Annotated in this window: 14 protein-coding genes; 8 read left to right on the top strand and 6 right to left on the bottom strand. The window is 71.1% G+C overall.

The features are described from left to right. Window positions 1-186: 186 nt before the first annotated feature. Window positions 187-1,068 (top strand): YceI family protein, encoded by an 882-nt coding sequence (locus tag ACZ6AA_RS18680; RefSeq protein ID WP_468449679.1) that lies wholly within the window; start codon window positions 187-189, stop codon window positions 1,066-1,068. Window positions 1,069-1,186: 118 nt separating this feature from the next. Here ACZ6AA_RS18680 and ACZ6AA_RS18685 read toward each other — a convergent pair whose 3' ends face one another. Further along, complete coding sequence (locus tag ACZ6AA_RS18685) at window positions 1,187-1,432, bottom strand: hypothetical protein (RefSeq protein ID WP_468449678.1); 246 nt, start codon at window positions 1,430-1,432, stop codon at window positions 1,187-1,189. Window positions 1,433-1,614: 182 nt separating this feature from the next. On the opposite strand from ACZ6AA_RS18685, the gene holA reads away from it, so the two are divergent. After that, window positions 1,615-2,601, top strand: a complete 987-nt coding sequence (gene holA, locus ACZ6AA_RS18690; protein ID WP_468449677.1) for a DNA polymerase III subunit delta — start codon at window positions 1,615-1,617, stop codon at window positions 2,599-2,601. A 352-nt stretch (window positions 2,602-2,953) separates the two neighbouring features. Here holA and rpsT read toward each other — a convergent pair whose 3' ends face one another. Further along, window positions 2,954-3,214 carry a 30S ribosomal protein S20 gene (gene rpsT / locus ACZ6AA_RS18695; protein WP_030357727.1) on the bottom strand — a complete coding sequence of 87 codons (261 nt, stop codon included), beginning with the start codon at window positions 3,212-3,214 and terminating at the stop codon, window positions 2,954-2,956. A gap of 202 nt (window positions 3,215-3,416) precedes the next feature. Between rpsT and lepA the strand changes: the two genes are divergently transcribed. Together lepA and ACZ6AA_RS18705 are read left to right on the top strand one after the other, a co-directional pair. Continuing rightward, a complete protein-coding gene (gene lepA / locus ACZ6AA_RS18700) occupies window positions 3,417-5,282 on the top strand; it encodes a translation elongation factor 4 (protein ID WP_468449676.1) in 1,866 nt (621 codons plus the stop codon). A 292-nt stretch (window positions 5,283-5,574) separates the two neighbouring features. Further along, the gene (locus ACZ6AA_RS18705; RefSeq protein ID WP_468480818.1) at window positions 5,575-7,464 is read left to right on the top strand and encodes an AMP-dependent synthetase/ligase; all 1,890 of its coding nucleotides are present in this window, start codon (window positions 5,575-5,577) and stop codon (window positions 7,462-7,464) included. A 73-nt stretch (window positions 7,465-7,537) separates the two neighbouring features. Here ACZ6AA_RS18705 and ACZ6AA_RS18710 read toward each other — a convergent pair whose 3' ends face one another. Both ACZ6AA_RS18710 and ACZ6AA_RS18715 read right to left on the bottom strand, forming a co-directional pair. After that, the gene (locus tag ACZ6AA_RS18710; RefSeq protein WP_087884062.1) at window positions 7,538-8,122 is read right to left on the bottom strand and encodes a response regulator; all 585 of its coding nucleotides are present in this window, start codon (window positions 8,120-8,122) and stop codon (window positions 7,538-7,540) included. 13 nt (window positions 8,123-8,135) lie between these two features. Further along, window positions 8,136-12,365 carry a HAMP domain-containing protein gene (locus tag ACZ6AA_RS18715; RefSeq protein ID WP_468480909.1) on the bottom strand — a complete coding sequence of 1,410 codons (4,230 nt, stop codon included), beginning with the start codon at window positions 12,363-12,365 and terminating at the stop codon, window positions 8,136-8,138. 849 nt (window positions 12,366-13,214) lie between these two features. Here ACZ6AA_RS18715 and ACZ6AA_RS18720 point away from each other — a divergent pair. Continuing rightward, window positions 13,215-15,122 carry a SpoIIE family protein phosphatase gene (locus ACZ6AA_RS18720; RefSeq protein WP_468449674.1) on the top strand — a complete coding sequence of 636 codons (1,908 nt, stop codon included), beginning with the start codon at window positions 13,215-13,217 and terminating at the stop codon, window positions 15,120-15,122. Between the two features lie 178 nt (window positions 15,123-15,300). Next, on the top strand, window positions 15,301-16,533 hold the full coding sequence (gene hemW, locus ACZ6AA_RS18725; RefSeq protein ID WP_468449673.1) for a radical SAM family heme chaperone HemW: 1,233 nt from the start codon (window positions 15,301-15,303) through the stop codon (window positions 16,531-16,533). Window positions 16,534-16,642: 109 nt separating this feature from the next. Here the strand turns inward: hemW and ACZ6AA_RS18730 are convergent, their stop codons facing one another. Together ACZ6AA_RS18730 and ACZ6AA_RS18735 are read right to left on the bottom strand one after the other, a co-directional pair. Then, window positions 16,643-17,461 (bottom strand): DUF3097 domain-containing protein, encoded by an 819-nt coding sequence (locus tag ACZ6AA_RS18730; RefSeq protein WP_471458958.1) that lies wholly within the window; start codon window positions 17,459-17,461, stop codon window positions 16,643-16,645. A 23-nt stretch (window positions 17,462-17,484) separates the two neighbouring features. After that, a complete protein-coding gene (locus tag ACZ6AA_RS18735; protein WP_468480820.1) occupies window positions 17,485-18,246 on the bottom strand; it encodes an MBL fold metallo-hydrolase in 762 nt (253 codons plus the stop codon). 312 nt (window positions 18,247-18,558) lie between these two features. Between ACZ6AA_RS18735 and hrcA the strand changes: the two genes are divergently transcribed. Then, window positions 18,559-19,575: a heat-inducible transcriptional repressor HrcA gene (gene hrcA, locus ACZ6AA_RS18740; RefSeq protein ID WP_380857027.1), complete on the top strand. Its 1,017-nt coding sequence runs from the start codon at window positions 18,559-18,561 to the stop codon at window positions 19,573-19,575. Beyond that, complete coding sequence (gene dnaJ, locus ACZ6AA_RS18745) at window positions 19,576-20,715, top strand: molecular chaperone DnaJ (protein WP_030357717.1); 1,140 nt, start codon at window positions 19,576-19,578, stop codon at window positions 20,713-20,715. Window positions 20,716-20,818 lie beyond the last annotated feature (103 nt).

Consider the following 20,818-nt stretch of genomic DNA (forward strand, 5'->3'; position numbering starts at 1 on the left):
GGGGGGAAGGGAGGAGGGAAGGCGAAGTGGGGCGGAACTGTTAATTGGGGCCACTGCGACAGTGCAGGCGCTCCGGCCAATTCCGCAATGTTCTTGTTGAAGTGGTTGCGTTTGCATCGAATGCCGCAACGGTGATCGAATGCCTTTTTGTTGCAGGTGTTGTCAAGGTGTGCGGGGTGTGTCGCAGTGTTCGGCCGTTGGCTGGGAAACCGTTGGGGCCGGGGCGGGCGGTCCGGGCCGCTGTCGGCGATGACGGTGCCGACCGGTGCCGGGGTGCTGAGTTGCCGGGTGCTCGATCCCGTCAATGAGGCGGTGCAGCACGCGGAGCTCTCGGTCAGCGATGCCATGGGCCGCAAGATCGTCAGTGGGGGGACGGATCCGTTCGGGTCGTTCGTCGCGACGGTGCCGGCGGGGGAGTACCGGCTCGCGGTGTCGGCGGAGGGGTTCACGCCGTACCGGGCGAACGTCACGGTGGGCGAGGGTGCGCACGCGTCGATGGGGGATGTGACGCTGCAGATCGCGCCGCTCCCGGGGCTGCCGGAGTCCGGGGACTGGGACATCGACCCGATGCACTCCTCGATCGCGTTCACGGCGCGGCACATCGGGCTCGCGCGGATCCACGGCCGGTTCAACACGTTCGCGGGGGCGATACGTCTGGCCGAGCGGATGGAGGACTCGGCGATGCACGTCGTGATCGACGCGTCCTCCATCGACACGGCCGTCAAGATGCGCGACGACCATCTGCGGTCGGGTGACTTCCTGGACGTGGCGCGGTTCCCGACGATGGAGTTCTACAGCGACAAGTTCGTGCACAAGGGCGGTGCGCGCTGGGCGATCACGGGCGCCCTGTCGCTGCACGGTGTGACGCGGACGGTCACCCTGGACACGGAGTACCTGGGCGTCGGGCACGGGCTCGAGGGGGAGACGCGGGCCGCGTGCCGGGCGACGACCGAGCTGCACCGCGACGACTTCACGATCACGTGGCAGACGATGCTCGCCCGGGGGATCGCGGCGGTCGGCGCCAGCATCACCATCGAGCTGGACATCCAGGTCCTGCCCAAGGCCTGAGCCGCGGCTCCCCGCTCCGCGCCGACCCGGCGCACACCTGCTCCACGCCGACCCGACGGACACCCGCTCCGTGCCGATCCGGCAGGCACCCGCTCCTAGCCGACCCGCCGGACAGGCCCTAAGGTGCCTCCAGCCAGCCCTCGAACTCGGCTGCCAGCGCGTCCAGTTCCTTCGGGTCGAGGCGGCGCTCGGGGTCCTCGACGACCACCAGCCACTGGGCGTCCTCCGCGTCGTCCTCGCCGGCCAGTGCGTCCCGGACGAGCTGGGGTTCTTCGGGGACGCCGAAGCGGTCGGGGAGCTCTTCGGCGAGCTGCTCCGCGGCGTCGCGGTCGGGCAGCACCAGGACATGTCGTACGTCGGTCACCTGCCCATTCTCCGATACGGCGACGTCGGGCTGCGCCCCGCGTCCGGCCCGGCGGTCCCGGCCCCCCGCCCTCGGACCCGCCCGGCGGTCCGGCCCCCGCCCTCGCTCCCGCCCCCCGGGCTGCCCCCGCCGAATGCCGCCTCGCCCCGAGCTGTCAGTGGTGCGTGGGATGCTTGACCGCGATGGCCAGGAAGAACGCAAACGACAATCCGCTCGCTCCCCTCACGGTCGCCGTGGGGCAGGAGGACCTGCTGCTCGACCGCGCCGTGCAGGAGGTCGTCGCCGCCGCGCGGGCCGCGGACTCCGACACCGACGTCCGTGACCTCACCCCCGACCAGCTGGGGCCCGGCACCCTCGCCGAGCTGACCAGCCCGTCGCTGTTCGCCGAGCGCAAGGTCGTCGTCGTACGCAATGCGCAGGACCTGTCGGCGGACACCGTCAAGGACGTGAAGGGGTATCTGGGGGCGCCCGTCGAGGAGATCACCCTGGTGCTGTTGCACGCGGGCGGGGCCAAGGGCAAGGGGCTGCTCGACGCCGCGCGCAAGGTGGGGGCGCGGGAGGTGGCCTGCCCGAAGATGACCAAGCCCGCGGACCGGCTGTCCTTCGTGCGGGGTGAGTTCCGGGCGCTGGGGCGGTCGGCGACACCCGAGGCGTGCCAGGCCCTGGTCGACTCCATCGGCAGTGATCTGCGGGAGCTGGCGTCCGCCGCGGCGCAGCTCGTCGCGGATGTCGAGGGCACGATCGACGAGGCGGTCGTCGGGCGGTACTACACGGGGCGGGCGGAGGCGTCCAGCTTCACCGTGGCCGACCGGGCCGTGGAGGGGCGGGCCGCGGAGGCGCTTGAGGCGTTGCGGTGGTCTCTGGCGACCGGGGTCGCGCCCGTGATGATCACCTCGGCGTTGGCGCAGGGGGTGCGGGCCATCGGGAAGCTGTCCTCCGCGCGCGGGGGGCGGCCTGCTGATCTTGCTCGTGAGCTGGGGATGCCGCCGTGGAAGATCGATCGGGTGCGGCAGCAGATGCGGGGGTGGACGCCGGAGGGGGTTGCTGTGGCGCTTCGGGCCTGTGCGGAGGCTGACGCGGGCGTCAAGGGGGGTGGGGACGATCCTGCGTACGCGTTGGAGAAGGCTGTCGTCGCCGTTGCTCGGGCGGCTCGGCTTCGCCGGGGGTAGGTTTTCCCGCTCCGGGGGACGGGGGTGGGGTGGGCACCGCCGGGATGGTTTGTGAGGGGTGCTCGCCGTCGCGGCGGGATTTTCTTTCCCCGAGCCCACCCCTTCCCGAAACCGGGGCTCCGCCCCGGACCCTGGACAGCCCTCGCCCCTTCCTGAACCCCGAAGCCCCCAAAACCGAAGAACCCCGCACACCACCCTGGGGAAGGGCACTGCACGGGGTCTTCGGTTCAAGCTCTTCAAAGATCCACACCCGCGTGGCGAACGCAGGCCGCGTGTGGATCGGGGTGCCGGTCGGGAGCGGATGAGAGAGGGCCCGCTCTGGTCCTCCCGGCGGTTACATCACTGGTCGGCCTTAGAGGGACGCGGCCTTCGAAGCAAGCGCCGACTTCTTGTTGGCGGCCTGGTTCTTGTGGATGACGCCCTTGGAGACGGCCTTGTCGAGCTGGCGCGAAGCCTCGCGGGTCAGCTCGGTCGCCTTCTGGGTGTCACCGGAGGCAACGGCCTCGCGGGCCTTGCGGATCGCGGTCTTCAGCGAGGACTTGACGGCCTTGTTGCGCTGGCGCGCCTTCTCGTTGGTCTTGTTCCGCTTGATCTGGGACTTGATGTTCGCCACGAAAGAGCCTTCTCAGGTTCAGGTACTGCTGATTTCTCTGACATGTGCCACACGGCCGAGAGGGCTGAGAGACACAGCTGCCCACGTTACCAGTCGCCCCGCGACCGGCCCAAACCGATCCTCGCGGCCCACCCGTGGGACGATGGAGGCTACGTATCGATCCGACCCGAGGCATAAGGCGCCTCAAGAGACAGGACCCTGCGTGCCCGCGACCCCTAAGAATGTGCCCGCGCCGAGCCGTACCGACCCGGCTCTGATCCGCAATTTCTGCATCATCGCGCACATCGACCACGGCAAGTCCACGCTTGCCGACCGCATGCTGCAGCTGACCGGTGTGGTCGAGCAGCGGCAGATGCGCGCCCAGTACCTCGACCGTATGGACATCGAGCGCGAGCGCGGCATCACGATCAAGTCCCAGGCCGTGCGTCTGCCCTGGGCCCCGACCGAGGGCCCCGACGAGGGCACGACGCACATCCTGAACATGATCGACACCCCCGGCCACGTGGACTTCACCTATGAGGTCTCCCGTTCGCTCGCGGCCTGCGAGGGCACGGTCCTCCTGGTCGACGCGGCCCAGGGCATCGAGGCGCAGACCCTCGCCAACCTGTATCTGGCGATGGAGAACGACCTCAAGATCGTTCCGGTGCTCAACAAGATCGACCTGCCGGCGGCCCAGCCCGAGAAGTTCTCCGAGGAGCTGGCCAACCTCATCGGCTGCGACCCGGACGACGTCCTGAAGGTCTCCGCGAAGACCGGGCTCGGCGTGGAGGCGCTGCTGGACAAGGTCGTCGCCGAGGTGCCGCCGCCGGTCGGTGTCGCCGACGCGCCCGCCCGCGCGATGATCTTCGACTCGGTGTACGACTCGTACCGGGGCGTGGTGACGTACGTACGAGTCGTCGACGGTCAGCTCAACAAGCGTGAGCGGATCCGGATGATGTCGACGGGCGCGACGCACGAGCTCCTGGAGATCGGGACGAACTCGCCCGAGATGCTCGCCGCCGACGGGCTCGGCGTGGGCGAGGTGGGCTATCTCATCACCGGTGTGAAGGACGTCCGCCAGTCCAAGGTCGGTGACACGATCACCTCCCTGCACAAGGGCGCCACGGAGCCGCTCGGCGGCTACAAGGACCCCAAGCCCATGGTCTTCTCGGGGCTCTATCCGCTGGACGGCTCGGACTACCCGGAGCTGCGCGACGCCCTGGACAAGCTGCAGCTCAACGACGCCGCGCTGGTGTACGAGCCGGAGACGTCCGCCGCGCTCGGCTTCGGCTTCCGCGTCGGCTTCCTCGGCCTGCTGCACCTGGACGTGATCCGCGAGCGCCTGGAGCGCGAGTTCGGGCTCGACCTGATCGCCACCGCCCCCAACGTGGTCTACCGCGTGATCATGGAGGACGGCACCGAGCACGTCGTCACCAACCCGAGCGAGTTCCCCGAGGGCAAGATCGACGAGGTGTACGAGCCCGTCGTGCGGGCCACCATCCTCGCTCCGTCCGAGTTCATCGGTTCGATCATGGAGCTGTGCCAGAACCGGCGCGGCACCCTGCTCGGCATGGACTACCTGTCCGAGGACCGTGTCGAGATCCGGTACACGCTGCCGCTCGCGGAGATCGTCTTCGACTTCTTCGACCAGCTGAAGTCCAAGACGCGCGGGTACGCCTCGCTGGACTACGAGCCCACGGGCGAGCAGTCCGCGCAGCTCGTCAAGGTCGACATCCTGCTCCACGGCGACAAGGTGGACGCCTTCTCGGCGATCACGCACAAGGACGCGGCGTACGCGTACGGTGTGCGGCTCGTCGCCAAGCTGCGGGAGCTGATCCCGCGGCAGGCGTTCGAGGTGCCCGTGCAGGCCGCGATCGGCTCCCGGGTCATCGCCCGCGAGACGATCCGCGCCATCCGCAAGGACGTCCTCGCCAAGTGCTACGGCGGTGACATCTCGCGTAAGCGCAAGCTGCTGGAGAAGCAGAAGGAAGGCAAGAAGCGGATGAAGATGGTCGGCTCCGTGGAGGTCCCGCAGGAGGCCTTCATCGCGGTGCTGTCCAGCGACGAGGGCTCCGGCAAGAAGAAGTAGCCCCCGGCGCGGTCCGGACGTGTGGTGAGGAGCGCCTGCCCGGTGACCGGGCAGGCGCTCCTCGCGTCTCGCCCTCACCCGGCGGGTGGATCCGTTGTGAGGCGGAACCTGTAGGAAGTGACAGGCTGCAGCCCCTTACGCACATGGCGTCCGGCCTTTACTCTGATCACTGCTCGTAGGTTACTCGCAAGTTAAACAAGTGCCCGGAGAGGCACGGGAGCGCAGCGACCGCAGTCACGTAGCCAGTAGAAACGCACCGTCAGGACGCACCGTCGCGGGCCCGGAGGATGTCGTGAGCGACACACAGACCTTGATCGAGAACCGTCCGCCTTCGGTGGCGCACCTCTTCCTGGAGCGGGTGGCGGACACACCCGACGCCGAGGCCTACCGCTATCCCGTCCCGGCGGCCTCGGGGGAGGGCCCCGACGAGTGGCGGTCGCTGAGCTGGGCGGAGGCCTCCGAGCGGGTCTTCGCCATCGCGGCCGGCCTGGTCGACCTGGGCCTGAACCCCGAGGACCGGGTGGCGCTGGCCTCCGCGACCCGCGTCGAGTGGATCCTCGCCGACCTGGGCATCCTGTGCGCCGGGGCGGCCACGACGACGGTGTACCCGCAGACCAATGCCGAGGAGTCGGCGTTCATCCTCGGTGACTCCGGCAGCCGCGTCCTGATCGCGGACAACGCCGAGCAGCTGGCGAAGGCGCGCGAGCAGCGGGCGAACCTGCCCGAGCTGAAGCATGTGGTGGTGTTCGACGCGGAGGGCGTCGAGCCCGCGGCGGACGACCCCGAGGGCTGGGTCCTGACGCTGGCCGAGCTGGAGGCCCGGGGCGCCGCCTATCTGGAGAAGAACCCGCAGGTGGTCAAGGAGCGGATCGACGCGATCAGGTCCGATCACCTCGCGACCATCATCTATACGTCGGGGACCACGGGCCGTCCCAAGGGCGTGCGGCTGCCGCAGGACAACTGGTCGTACATGGCGAAGGCCATCGCGGCGACGGGGCTGCTCACGGCCGACGACGTGCAGTACCTGTGGCTGCCGCTCGCGCACGTCTTCGGCAAGGTGCTGACCAGCGGGCAGATCGAGCTGGGGCACGTCACGGCCGTCGACGGCCGCGTGGACAAGATCATCGAGAATCTGCCGGTGGTGCAGCCCACGTACATGGCCGCCGTGCCGCGGATCTTCGAGAAGGTCTACAACGGTGTCGCGGCCAAGGCGCGGGCCGGTGGCGGCGCGAAGTACAAGATCTTCCAGTGGGCGGCGGAGGTCGCCCGGGAGTACGCGAAGACCAGCCAGGACAACTTCCGCAGGACCGGGGCGGCCTCGGTGCCGTTCGGGCTCGGCGCCAAGCACGCGGTCGCCGACAGGCTCGTCTACAGCAAGCTGCGGGAGGCCTTCGGCGGGCGCCTGCGGGCCGCGGTGTCCGGGTCGGCGGCGCTCGCGCCCGAGATCGGGTACTTCTTCGCGGGCGCCGGCATCCACATCCTGGAGGGCTACGGCCTCACCGAGACCTCCGCCGCGTCCTTCGTGAACCCCGGCGAGGCGTACCGCACCGGCACCGTCGGCAAGCCGCTGCCCGGCACCGAGGTGCGGATCGCGGACGACGGCGAGATCCTGCTGCGCAGCCCCGGCGTGATGGAGGGCTACCACGGTCAGCCCGAGAAGACGGCCGAGGTCCTGGAGTCCGACGGCTGGTTCCACACCGGCGACATCGGGGAGCTGTCGCCCGACGGCTATCTGCGGATCACCGACCGCAAGAAGGACCTGATCAAGACCTCCGGCGGCAAGTACATCGCGCCCGCCGAGGTCGAGGGTCAGTTCAAGGCCGTGTGCCCGTACGTCTCCAACATCCTCGTGCACGGCGCCGACCGGAACTTCTGCACCGCGCTCATCGCCCTCGACGAGCCGTCGATCATGGGCTGGGCCGAGGAGAACGGCCTCGGTGGCAAGTCCTACGCCGAGGTGATCGCGGCCCCGGCGACGGTCACGCTCATCGAGGGGTACGTGAAGCAGCTGAACGACGGCCTGCAGCGCTGGCAGACCGTCAAGAAGTTCAAGCTGCTTCCCCGCGACCTCGATGTCGAGCACGGCGAGCTGACGCCCAGCCTGAAGCTGAAGCGGCCGGTCGTGGAGCGCGAGTACAAGGCGCTGATCGAGGAGATGTACGCGGGCTCGCGCGAGGCGTGAGCGCACGCGGGCGCGCGGGGCGGTGACCGCGCGCGGGTCGGGCGAGACCCACGCGCCCGCGTGCCCCCGGCGCTCACGTGCCCCGCACGCGCCGCATCTCCCGCAGCAGTTCCTCCATGTGCGCCACGTGGTGGCGCAGTTCCAGTACGTCGGTCAGGCTGCTCGCCGCCATATGTCGCTCGATCGCGGACAGCCGTTCGGACAGTTCGTCGAACTGCACCTGCTCGCGCGCCAGCATGTGCTCCAACTGCTGGTTCTTGCGGTGCAGTTCGAGGAAGACGGTGACCTTGGCGCGCAGCACCCAGGGGTCGAAGGGCTTGGTGAGGTAGTCCGCCGCGCCGGTCGCGTAGCCGCGGAAGGCGTAGCCCGCGTCGTTGTCCGTGCCGGTCAGGAAGATGATCGGCACGTCCTTCGTCTGGTCGAGGCGCTTGATGTTGGACGCCGTTTCGAAGCCGTCCATGCCTGGCATCCGCACATCCAGGAGGATCACGGCGAACCGCTGCCGCAGCAGGGCCTTCATCGCCTCCTCCCCGGAACGGGCCCGCACGAGCGGCTCGTTGAGGGAGCCCAGGACCGCCTCCAGGGCCATCAGGTTGTCCTCCATGTCGTCGACCAGGAGGATGCTGGCACGGTTGTCGGTCGGCGCCTCTGTGCTCATGGTGGCAAGTGCCTCACTCAGTCGTGGGCGGCGCGGCAGGCTCCCCCTGCGTGCCGGGCTGCTCCGAGTCAACGAATTCACGGGGTCCAACGAGGTCGACCTGGTCGATGGGGGCGACGAGATCGACGGGGCCGATGGGGTCGGCCTCTCTCCGGTCGGCGGCGGGTGGCTCCGGCTGCTCCGGGTCGGCGGGGTCTTCGAGGGCCGCGTTGGCCTGCTTGTAGAACGAGGCGCCCTCCGGGTCCAGGAGCGCGCAGACGGCCATCAGGAGTTGGTCCACGTCCACCGGCTTCGGTACGTAGTCGGTGGCGCCCTGCGAGATGGCCTTCTCGCGGTCGCCGGGCATCGCCTTCGCGGTGAGGGCGACGATCGGCAGGCCGGTCCAGCGGGGGGTGCGGCGGATGGCGGCGATGGTTTCGTAGCCGTCCATCTCCGGCATCATGATGTCCATCAGGATCAGGTCGGTGTCGGGGTTGCGCTCCAGCGTCTCGATGCCCTCGCGGCCGTTCTCGGCGTACAGCACCACCAGGCCCACGCGGCTGAGGACATGGGTCAGGGCGAAGACGTTGCGGATGTCGTCGTCGACGATGAGCACCCGGCGGCCCGGCAGTATCCGGCCCGCGCGCCCCTCCTTCCACACCTCCAGTTTGGTCGGCGCCGGCCAGTTGTCGTCGGTCTCCGGCAGGGTGTGCGTGGTCGAGGTGGTCTCGTCGTGCGGGACGGGGGCGGGCAAGGTGCGCGCGGAGGCGTACGCCGCGGCCGCCGCGCCGTGGCCGGGGTGCACCACGGGCACGTACAGCGTGAAGGTGGAGCCCTCGCCGGGCCTGCTCTCGGCTGTGATGCGGCCGCCGAGCAGACCGGCGATCTCGCGGCTGATGGACAGGCCGAGCCCGGTGCCGCCGTACTTGCGGTTGGTGGTGCCGTCGACCTGCTGGAACGCCTCGAAGATCACCGGGAGTTGTTCGGGCGGGATGCCGATGCCGGTGTCCTGGACGGAGAAGCTGATCAGGTCGCCGCGGTCGCTCAGGAGCGGGTCGGGGGAGTGCGTGACGTGCTGCACGCGCAGCTCGACGCGGCCGTTCGCGGTGAACTTGACCGCGTTCGACAGGAGGTTGCGCAGGATCTGCTGGAGCCGCTGCTCGTCGGAGAACATCTCCCGCGGCACGTTGTGGCCGACCGTCACGTCGAAGGCGAGGCCGCGGTCGATGGTGAGCGGCCGGAACGTGGCGTGCACATAGTCCAGGACCTTGATCAGCGGGAGCTTCTTGGGGCGTACGTCCATGCGGCCCGCCTCGATCTTCGACAGGTCGAGGATGTCGTTGATCAGCTGGAGCAGGTCGGAGCCCGAGCGGTGGATGGTGGTCGCGAACTGCACCTCCTGGTCGGAGAGGTGGTTGTCGGGGTTGTCGGAGAGCAGCCGGGCCAGGATGAGCAGGGAGTTCAGCGGGGTGCGCAGCTCGTGCGACATGTTCGCGAGGAACTCCGACTTGTACTGCGAGGAGGTGGCGAGCAGCGCCGCCTTCTCCTCCAGTTCGGCATTGGAGCGGCGTAGCTCGGCCTGCTGGCGCTGGAGTTCGTCGGAGCGCTCCTGCAACTGCGTGGCGAGCCGCTGGGACTCGCTGAGCAGGGACTCGGTGCGGGAGTTGGCGATGATGGTGTTGATGGCGACGCCGATGGTGTTCACGAACTGGTCGAAGAAGGCCAGGTGGACGTCGGAGAAGCGGGAGAACGTGGCCAGTTCGATGACGCCGAGCAGCTTGTCCTCGAACAGGATCGGGATGATGACGACACTGGCCGGGGACGCGTCCCCGAGCCCTGAGTGGATCTTGATGTAGTCGGGCGGCACCTCGTCGAGGAGGATGCGTTTCTTCTCCAGGGCCGCCTGCCGTACCAGTCCGTGCGCGGGCATGCCGCCGGTGTCGACGAGGAAGCCCTCCTCCTCGGTGGCGCTGCCCTGCGCGGAGCCGTATCCGGCGATGAAGGCGAGGCCCTTGGCGGGGGAGGCCTGCAGCGGGGCGGTGCCGTCGGCGTCCGGGTCGGCGAGGAAGAACGCGCCGTACCCGGCGTTCACCAGCGGGGTCAGCTCGCGCAGGATCAGGTCGGCGACCTCCATCAGGTCCCGGTGGCCCTGCATCAGACCGGCGAGGCGGGCGAGGTTGGACTCCAGCCAGTCCTTGGCGCGGGTGGTCTCGCGCAGGTTGGACACCATCAGGTTGATGTTGTCCTTCAGCTCGGCGACCTCGCCCCGGGTCTCCACGGTGATGGAGCGGGACATGTCGCCCTGTGCCACCGCGGAGGCGACCTCGGCGATGGCACGGACCTGCGTGGTCAGGTTCAGCGCCAATTCGTTCACGTTCGTGGTCAGGCGCTTCCAGGTGCCGTACACGCCCTCGACCCGGGCCTGACCGCCGAGCTGCCCTTCCGAACCCACCTCGCGGGCCACGCGGGTGACCTCGGAGGAGAACGACGACAGGGTGTCCACCATCGTGTTGATGGTGGTCTTCAGCTCCAGGATCTCGCCGCGCGCGTCCACGTCGATCTTCTTCGACAGGTCGCCCTGCGCCACGGCCGTCGCGACCTGCGCGATGTTGCGGACCTGCCCGGTGAGGTTGTCCGCCATGTAGTTGACGTTGTCGGTGAGGTCCTTCCAGACCCCCGATACGCCGAGCACCTGCGCGCGCCCGCCGAGCCTGCCGTCCGTGCCCACCTCGCGCGCCACACGCGTGACTTCGTCCGCGAAGGCGCGCAGCTGCTCCACCATCGTGTTGACGGTGTCCTTCAGCTCCAGGATCTCGCCGCGCGCCGTCACCGTGATCATCTTCGACAGGTCGCCGTTGGCGACGGCCGTGGTGACCTGGGCGATGTTGCGCACCTGGGAGGTGAGGTTCGACGCCATGAAGTTGACGTTGTCCGTCAGCTCCTTCCAGACGCCGCTGACGCCCCGCACCTGCGCCTGACCGCCGAGGTTGCCCTCGGTGCCGACCTCGCGGGCGACACGCGTCACCTCGTCGGCGAAGGCGGAGAGCTGGTCGACCATCGTGTTGATCGTCGACTTCAGCTCCAGGATCTCGCCCTTGGCCTCCACGGTGATCTTCTTCGACAGATCGCCCTGGGCGACCGCCGTCGACACGAGCGCGATGTTGCGGACCTGCGAAGTGAGGTTGTCCGCCATGAAGTTGACGTTGTCGGTGAGGTCCTTCCACACCCCGGACACCCCGCGCACATGGGCGCGCCCGCCGAGGTTGCCCTCGGTGCCGACCTCGCGGGCGACACGCGTCACCTCGTCGGCGAAGGCGGAGAGCTGGTCGACCATCGTGTTGACGGTGTCCTTCAGCTCCAGGATCTCGCCGCGCGCGTCCACGGTGATCTTCTGGCTCAGGTCGCCGTTGGCGACGGCGGTGGTGACCTGGGCGATGTTGCGCACCTGGGAGGTGAGGTTCGACGCCATGAAGTTGACGTTGTCGGTGAGGTCCTTCCACACCCCCGACACACCGCGGGCCTGCGCGCGCCCGCCGAGCCGCCCCTCCGTGCCGACCTCGCGGGCGACACGCGTCACCTCCGCCGCGAAAGCGGAGAGCTGTTCGACCATCGTGTTCACCGTGAGCTTCAGCTCAAGGAGTTCACCGGTGGCCTCGACGGTGACCGTGCGCGTCAGGTCGCCCTGCGCCACGGCCGTGGTGACCAGCGCGATGTCGCGGACCTGCGCGGTCAGCCGGGAGGCCATCGTGTTCACGGCCTCCGTCACGTCCCGCCAGCTCCCGGACAGACCGCGGACCTTGGCGCGCCCGCCGAGCCTGCCCTCGGTGCCGACCTCGCGGGCCACCCGCGTCACTTCTCCCGTGAAGAGTGACAACTGGTCGACCATCGTGTTGACGGCGCGCCCCAGGCGGCGCAGATCGCCGCGCAGCTCCCGGGACCCGTCGTGCAGGTCGACGCGCTGGGTGAGGTCGCCGCCCGCGACGGCGTTCAGGACCCGGGTCGCGTTGGTGGCGGGCGCGACCAGGGAGTCCAGGAGCGAGTTCACCTCGATGATCCGGGTGGCCCAGCTGCCCTGCCCCGGGCTCGCCGTGAACCGGGTGTCGAGGCGGCCGTGCCGGACCATCTCCCGGCGTACGCGGAGGAGTTCGCCGTCGAAGTGAGTGGAGCGGTCCACCAGCTCGTTGAACACCGTGACCAGCTCGGCGACCAGGCCGGAGCTGGTGTGCGGGGCCTTGGTGAAGTTGCCGTCGCGGGCGGCCCGCATGGCGGCGAGCAGGGCGCGCAGATCGGCGGCGGACGCGCCCGAGGGGTCGCCGGGGACGGCCTCCGGGACGGAGACGGGGCCCGGGTCCGGCGTCCGGGTGGACTTGGGCGGGCGTTTGGGTGACCGCCTGGGCGGAGCCGCGGGTGCGGCGGGGACGGTGGGCGGCGCTGCGGCCGGAGCGAGGGCCTTGCGCGCCTTGCCGGGGGTGGGCGCCTTCCTGGGCGTGGGCGTCTTCGCGGACGTGGGCCCACCCCCGGACGCGGACGGCTCCCCCGACGGGGACGGGATCTTGGCGCGGACAGAGCGCCCGGGGCGCTGTTCGGCCGCGTGAACCGAGTGGGAGCACTCCGGCGCCGGGGGCGTGGGCAAGGGGTCGAGCGCCGGTGGTGTGGACGCGCGCGGGGTTCCGGAGGCGGTCGATCCGGGCCCCTTCGGGGCATCAAGTCCCGGTATGGCAGCGACAGTTGACGGTGACAGAGGGTCAGGGAGCTGCGGGGGCGAGGGAGCTGGGGCGCGGCCGGAGCTGCCCGCGCCGGCTGGCCGAATCTCGCCGGGCGCCACGGCTGCCGCCGAAGGCCGGAATCGGTCACCCGGATCCGGGACGGCCGGTGGGGGCGTTGGGCCGGGAGCCGCGGCGGCACCCGGGGCCGAAATCCGCGCAGGACTGCCCGTATCGGCGGATGACGGAATCTGACCGCGTCCGAGCGCGGGCGTAGCACTGTTCTCACTCATGGTGGCCCACTTCGGTAACTCGGTGCTTATGGGCCCAGTCAGTCTGTCACTCTGTCCGTGTCGCCTGAGGCGTATTCGTCCGAACTGCTCAGGAGCCGCACTGTGGGGGCCATTCCGATGCAACGGGAGACTGCTTTTCGTGCTTCCGCCCAGCCCGCGGCGCGCCCCGGGCCACTGGCCGTGGTGCGCACGTCCCTGCCCGGAAACCCGCTGGCGCCCGCCGCGGCCCGCCGGTTCGTCCGGGCGGCGCTCGCCGACTGGGCCGACCTCGGGGCGCCCGCCGCGACCGGCATCACCGACCGGCTCGCCGACGACTCGGTGCTGCTGGTCAGCGAGTTGGTGACGAACGCCGTCGTGCACGCGGGCACCGCCGTCGACGTCCTGTGCCGCTTCGACGAGGGCAGCCCGGGCGAGAGCACCGACGCCCTGGTCGTCGAGGTGTCCGACCACCACCCGGCGCGCGCCGTGCGCAGCGAGCCCCGCGGCCCGCAGCCCGGCACCCCCGAGTACGGCCGCGGCCTGCAACTCGTCGCCACCCTCTCCGAGTCCTGGGGCATCACCTACCGCTCCGGCACCAAGACGGTCTGGGCCCGGCTGCCCGTCGAAGGGCTCCCCCTGGTCCAGGAGATCGAGACGTACGCCGGGGAACAGGTCCTGCACCGCGGCCTGCGCTCCGCCGAGATCCTCGCGCCGATGCCCAGAAGAACCACCCACGACACCGAGTGGATCAACCGCGGCGCGCTCACCTTCCTCGCCGAGGCCTCCGACCTGCTCGCCGGACAGTTCGACGAGAACCTGGTCGCGGCGCTCGCCGGACAGCTGCTCGTACCGCGCCTCGCGGACTGGTGCGCGGTCTGGCTCGACGACGAGGCCGAGGGCCCCGGGCGCACCGCCGACGGCCGCGCCCCCGGCACCCGCCTCGCGCGCGTCTGGCACACCAGCGAACAACGCATAGAGGAGCTGCGGCGGCTCCTGGAGAAGGAGCCGCCGCGGCTGACCGAGGCGGTGGGCTCCGGCGCGGTGGCCGTGCTGTGGCCCGGGGACGCCCTGGGCGGCGGGGAGTCGGGCGGCGCGGCGCTGGCGTACCGCCTGGTGGCGGGCGGCCGGAAGCTCGGCACCCTGGTGATCGGACGGGCCGGGCTCGTGCGCTTCCCGGACGAGGCCACCGGGCTCGTCGAGGACTTCAGCCGCCGCGTCGCGCTCGCCATCAGCGCCGCCCGCCGCTATCAGCGCCAGGCCACCATCAGCCAGGTCCTCCAGCGCGGCCTGCTCCCGAGCGCCGTCGCGGAGATCCCCGGCGTGGAGAGCAGCGTCGTGTACGAGCCCCGGGAGCAGGGCGGGCCGGGCGGCGACTTCTACGACGTGTTCCCCGCCGGGCACGGCCGCTGGTGCTTCGCCCTCGGGGACGTCCAGGGCAAGGGGCCGGAGGCGGCCGTCGTGATCGGGCTCGCCCGGCCCTGGCTGCGGCTGCTCGCCCGCGAGGGCTACCAGGTCGCGGAGGTCCTGGACCGGCTCAACCAGCTCCTCCTCGACGACGCCACGGAGGCCGCCGACGCCGCCGCGGCCGTCCTCGCCCTCGCCGGCGGCCAGGACGAGCCCACCGACGGCCCCACCTCCCGCTTCCTGTCCCTCCTCTACGGCGAGCTGGTGCCCTTCGACGGCGGCGTGCGGTGCACCGTGGCGTGCGCCGGGCATCCGCTGCCGCTGGTGCTCGGTGCCGAGGGGCAGGTGTGGCCCGTGGCCGCGCCGCAGATGCTGCTCGGGGTCGTCGACGACGAGACGTACACCAGCACCACCTTCGAGCTGCGTACCGGTGACACGCTGCTGTGCGTCACCGACGGGGTCACGGAGCGGCGCTCCGGGCTGCACCTCTTCGACGACGGGGACGGGCTCGCCAAGGCGCTGGCGGGGTGCGCGGGACTCGACGCGGGGCTCGTCGCCGAGCGCATCCGCCGTCTGGTCCACGAATTCTCCCAGCGGCCGCCGGACGATGATCTGGCGTTGCTGGTGCTCAAGGCGGAGTGAGGGGGCGGGGGCCTTCGCGGGGCGCCCCGGACCCACCCCTTTCCCGAAACCGGGGCTCCGCCCCGGACCCCGCTCCTCAAACGCCGGAGGGGCTGTCAATGGCGGGGCGCGCCCGCCGGGCGGGCTGTCAGTGGCGGGGGCGCGCCGAGAGCCCGGGGCGTCCGGGACAATGGCAGGCATGCCTTCCGTACTGCCCGATGGTGAGCCCATGCCCGAGGACGGGGCGCTGCCCGCCTCCGCCCTGCTCGGAGCGGGTGAGCGGCCGCTCGGGTTCTATCTGCACGTGCCGTACTGCGCGACCCGCTGCGGCTACTGCGACTTCAACACCTACACCGCCACCGAGCTGCGCGGCAGCGGCGGCGTCCTCGCCTCCCGCGACAACTACGCCGACACCCTCGTCGACGAGGTCCGCCTCGCCCGCAAGGTCCTCGGCGACGACCCCCGCCCCGTACGGACCGTGTTCGTCGGCGGCGGTACGCCCACGCTGCTCGCCGCCGACGATCTCGTACGGATGCTCGCCGCCGTACGCGACGAGTTCGGGCTCGCCGACGACGCGGAGATCACCACGGAGGCCAACCCGGAGTCCGTCGACCCGGCCTATCTGAGCGCCCTGCGCGAAGGCGGCTTCAACCGGGTCTCCTTCGGCATGCAGAGCGCCAAGCAGCACGTCCTGAAGATCCTCGACCGTACGCACACGCCCGGGCGGCCCGAGGCCTGTGTCGCCGAGGCGCGCGCCGCGGGCTTCGAGCACGTCAACCTCGACCTCATCTACGGCACCCCCGGGGAGACCGACGACGACTGGCGGGCCTCCCTGGACGCCGCCATCGGGGCCGGGCCCGACCATGTGTCGGCGTACGCGCTGATCGTCGAGGAGGGCACGCAGCTCGCCCGGCGGATCCGGCGCGGGGAGGTGCCCATGACCGACGACGACGTGCACGCGGACCGGTATCTGATCGCCGACGAGGTCCTCGGGGGTGCCGGGTTCGACTGGTACGAGGTGTCGAACTGGGCCACGTCCGAGGCGGGGCGGTGTCTGCACAACGAGTTGTACTGGCGGGGCGCCGACTGGTGGGGGGCCGGGCCGGGGGCCCACAGCCACGTGGGGGGTGTGCGGTGGTGGAACGTGAAGCATCCCGGCGCGTATGCCGCCGCGCTCGCGGGGGGTCGGTCGCCCGGGGCCGGGCGGGAGGTCCTCTCGGAGGAGGATCGGCGGGTCGAGCGGGTGCTGCTTGAGCTGCGGCTGCTTGAGGGGTGCCCGTTGGGGCTGCTGAAGGAGGCCGGGCTTGCCGCGGCCCGGCGGGCGCTGGCTGATGGGTTGCTGGAGGCCGGGCCCTTCGTGGAGGGGCGGGCCGTTCTCACCCTGCGGGGGCGGTTGCTTGCCGACGCCGTCGTGCGGGATCTGGTCGACTGAGCGTTCTGTATGGGGCTGCGCCCCTGTCCCCCCTGTCGGCGCTCCGCGCCTCGTCCTCAAGCGCCGGACGGGCTGATATCTCCTCGTCCGGCGCCTGGCAGGGGGCCGGCTATGGAGCCGTCACGAAATCGATCAGCTCCTCGACCCTGCCCAGGAGCGCGGGCTCCAGGTCCTTGTAGCTGTGGACCGAGCGCAGGATGTGCTGCCAGGCCGCGCCGGTGTTCTCCGGCCAGCCGAGGGCGCGGCACACGCCCGTCTTCCAGTCCTGGCCGCGGGGGATCCGGGGCCAGGCCGTGATGCCCAGGGAAGACGGCTTCACGGCCTCCCACACGTCGATGTAGGGGTGGCCGACGATCAGGGCGTGGTCGCTGCTGACGGCCGCGGCGATCCGGGACTCCTTGGAGCCGGGGACCAGGTGGTCGACGAGGATGCCGAGGCGGGCGTCGGCGTCGGGGGCGAACTCGGCCACGATGGCGGGCAGGTCGTCGATGCCTTCCAGATACTCGACGACGACCCCCTCGATGCGCAGGTCGTCGCCCCAGACCTTCTCGACGAGCTCGGCGTCGTGCCGCCCCTCCACATAGATCCGCCCCGCCCTGGCCACCCGCGCCCGCGCCCCCGGCACGGCCAGCGAGCCGGACGCGGTGCGCGCGGGCTTGCGGGGTGCGGCGGTCGCCGTCGGGCGGACCAGCGTGACCACCCTGCCCTCCAGGAGGAAGCCGCGCGGCGCCATCGGGAACACGCGGTGCTTGCCGAAGCGGTCCTCCAGGGTCACCGTCGGCCCCTCGGCCGTCTTCTCGCAGCGGATCACCGCGCCGCAGAAGCCCGTGGTGACCTCCTCCACGACCAGGTCGGCCTCGGCGGGCACCTCGGGGACGGCGGCCGGCTTCTTCCAGGGCGGGGTCAGGTCCGGGTGGTAGCTGCGCATGGGCCAGACGTTATGGCATGGCGTCAGGCGACACCGAACCGCCGGGCCAGCTCGTCGCGTTGGCGGCGTACGAAAGCGGCGTCGACGACGGCCCCGTGCCCGGGCACGTACACCGCGTCCTCGCCGCCGAGGTCGAGGAGCCGGTCGAGGGCGGCGGGCCAGTGCCGGGGCGCCGCGTCCGGCCCTGCCTGCGGTGCGCCGGACTCCTCGACCAGATCGCCGCAGAAGACGACCTCGGGCTCGCCCGGGCCGCCGGGCACGAGGACGGCGAGGTCGTGGCCGGTGTGCCCGGGGCCGACGTTGGCGAGCAGCACCTGGAGCCCGCCGAGGTCGAGGGTCCACTCCCCGCACACCAGGTGGCGGGGGTGGACGAGGAGGTCGGCGGCCTCGGCCGCGGCGGTCGGGTCGAGGCCCTGGGCGACGGCGTCGGCGCGCAGGCCGTCGCGGTCGTGCTCCAGGACGGTGTCGAGGCCGACGGCGCCGAACACCTCGACGCCCGCGAACGCGGCGGCGCCGAGCACATGGTCGAAGTGGGGGTGGGTGAGGGCGAGATGGGTCACACGCCGGTCGCCGCCGAGCAGCCGCCGGGCGTCGGCGCGCAGCCGGGAGCCCTCGCGCAGGCTGGACCCGGCCTCGATCATGAGGGCGGCGCCGGTGCCGACGACGAGCCCGGCCGTGCAGTCCCACACGGGCAGCCTGCACCGCCCCACGCGCGCGGCGAGCCGTTCCCAGCCCGCCTCCTCCCAGGCCGGGGCGGGGGCGGGGGAGGGCGTGATCGTGTCCATGGGGTGACGCTAGCGCCGCCGGGGCGCGGGGGGCAGGGCGGGGGCGGGCGGCGGCACCCGTCGGCGTGGCGTGGCACGACGGCGGCGGCACCCGTCCGCGGGACCTGGGGCGACAGCGGCGGCGGCCGTCGGCGTGACAAGGCAGGACAAGGGCGGCACCCGTCGGCATGACAACGGGGTCGGCCCTTGCCGGGCCTGTACCCACCGGCCGTACACTGACTCGGTGAAGGCTGGCACTCGCCCGGGGTGAGTGCCAGGGCGAGGGGCCACCACCGGGGGCTCGGGGCGAGGGACGGCAGCTGGAGGTGCGCGATGCTCAGTGAACGCAGGCTGGAAGTGCTGCGCGCCATCGTCCACGACTACGTGGGCACGGAGGAGCCCGTCGGCTCCAAGGCGCTCACCGAACGCCACCACCTCGGCGTCTCCCCGGCCACGGTCCGCAACGACATGGCCGCCCTGGAGGAGGAAGGGTTCATCGCCCAGCCGCACACCAGCGCCGGGCGCATCCCGACCGACAAGGGGTACCGCCTGTTCGTGGACCGGCTCGCGGGCGTCAAGCCCATGACGGCGCCGGAGCGGCGCGCGATCCAGAACTTCCTGGACGGCGCGGTCGACCTGGACGACGTCGTCGGGCGCACGGTGCGGCTGCTCGCGCAGCTGACCCGGCAGGTCGCGGTGGTGCAGTATCCGTCGCTGACCCGCTCCACGGTGCGGCACGTGGAACTGCTCTCGCTGGCCCCGGCCCGCCTGATGCTGGTCCTCATCACCGACACCGGTCGGGTCGAGCAGCGCATGATCGACTGCCCGGCGCCGTTCGGCGAGACGTCGCTCGCGGACCTGCGGGCGCGGCTCAACAGCCGGGTCGCGGGCCGCCGCTTCTCGGACGTGCCGCAGCTGGTGCAGGACCTGGCCGAATCCTTCGACAAGGACGACCGGGGGACGGTGACCACGGTCCTTTCCACCCTCCTCGAAACGCTGGTGGAGGAGACCGAGGAGCGGCTGATGATCGGCGGCACCGCCAATCTCACCCGCTTCGGACATGACTTTCCCCTCACCATCAGGCCGGTCCTCGAGGCCCTGGAGGAGCAGGTCGTCCTCCTCAAGTTGCTTGGTGAGGCGACGGATTCGGGCATGACCGTCAAGATCGGGCACGAGAACGCCCACGAGGGGCTCAGCTCCACGTCGGTGGTCTCCGTCGGCTACGGTTCGGGGAGCGAGGCAGTGGCCAAGCTGGGCGTGGTCGGACCGACCCGCATGGACTATCCGGGAACGATGGGAGCAGTACGCGCAGTGGCACGTTACGTCGGACAGATCCTGGCGGAGTCGTAAGTGGCCACGGACTACTACGCCGTACTAGGCGTGCGCCGCGACGCTTCCCAGGACGACATCAAGAAGGCCTTCCGGCGGCTCGCACGCGAGCTGCACCCGGACGTCAATCCTGACCCGAAGACGCAAGAGCGCTTCAAGGAGATCAACGCCGCGTACGAGGTGTTGTCGGACCCGCAGAAGAAGCAGGTCTACGACCTCGGCGGCGACCCGCTGTCCCAGGCCGGCGGCGCCGGTGGCGCGGGCGGCTTCGGAGCGGGTGGCTTCGGCAACTTCTCCGACATCATGGACGCGTTCTTCGGTACGGCGTCGCAGCGCGGGCCGCGTTCGCGCACCCGGCGCGGCCAGGACGCCATGATCCGCCTGGAGATCGACCTCGAAGAGGCCGCCTTCGGCACCACCAAGGACATCCAGGTCGACACGGCCGTCGTCTGTACGACGTGTTCCGGCGAAGGGGCCGCGCCCGGCACCTCCGCGCAGACCTGTGACATGTGCCGCGGCCGTGGCGAGGTGTCCCAGGTCACCCGGTCCTTCCTCGGCCAGGTCATGACCTCGCGGCCCTGCCCGCAGTGCCAGGGCTTCGGCACCGTGGTGCCCACGCCGTGCCCGGAGTGCGCGGGCGACGGGCGCATCCGCTCCCGGCGGACGCTCACGGTGAAGATCCCGGCCGGTGTCGACAACGGCACCCGGATCCAGCTCGCCGGTGAGGGCGAGGTCGGGCCCGGCGGCGGTCCCGCCGGTGACCTGTACGTGGAGATCCACGAGCTGCCGCACGCCGTGTTCCAGCGGCGCGGGGACGATCTGCACTGCACCGTCACGCTGCCGATGACGGCGGCCGCGCTCGGCACGAAGGTGCCGCTGGAGACGCTGGACGGCATGGAGGAGGTCGACATCCGGCCCGGCACGCAGTCCGGGCAGTCGATCCCCCTGCACGGGCGGGGCGTCACCCACCTGCGGGGCGGGGGGCGCGGTGACCTCATCGTGCACGTCGAGGTGCTCACGCCGTCCAAGCTCGACCCCGAGCAGGAGCGGCTGCTGCGGGAGCTCGCGCAGCTGCGCGGCGAGGAGCGGCCCACGGGGCAGTTCCAGCCGGGGCAGCAGGGGCTGTTCTCGCGCCTGAAGGACGCGTTCAACGGGCGGTAGCGCCTTGAGCGGCGGGGGGGGGGGGGGGGGGGGGGGGGGGGGGGGAGGGGGGGGGGGGGAGGGGGGGGGGGGGGGGAACAAAAAAAAACACCCCCCCCCCCCA

The organism is Streptomyces sp. NPDC040610 (genome assembly GCF_055594065.1).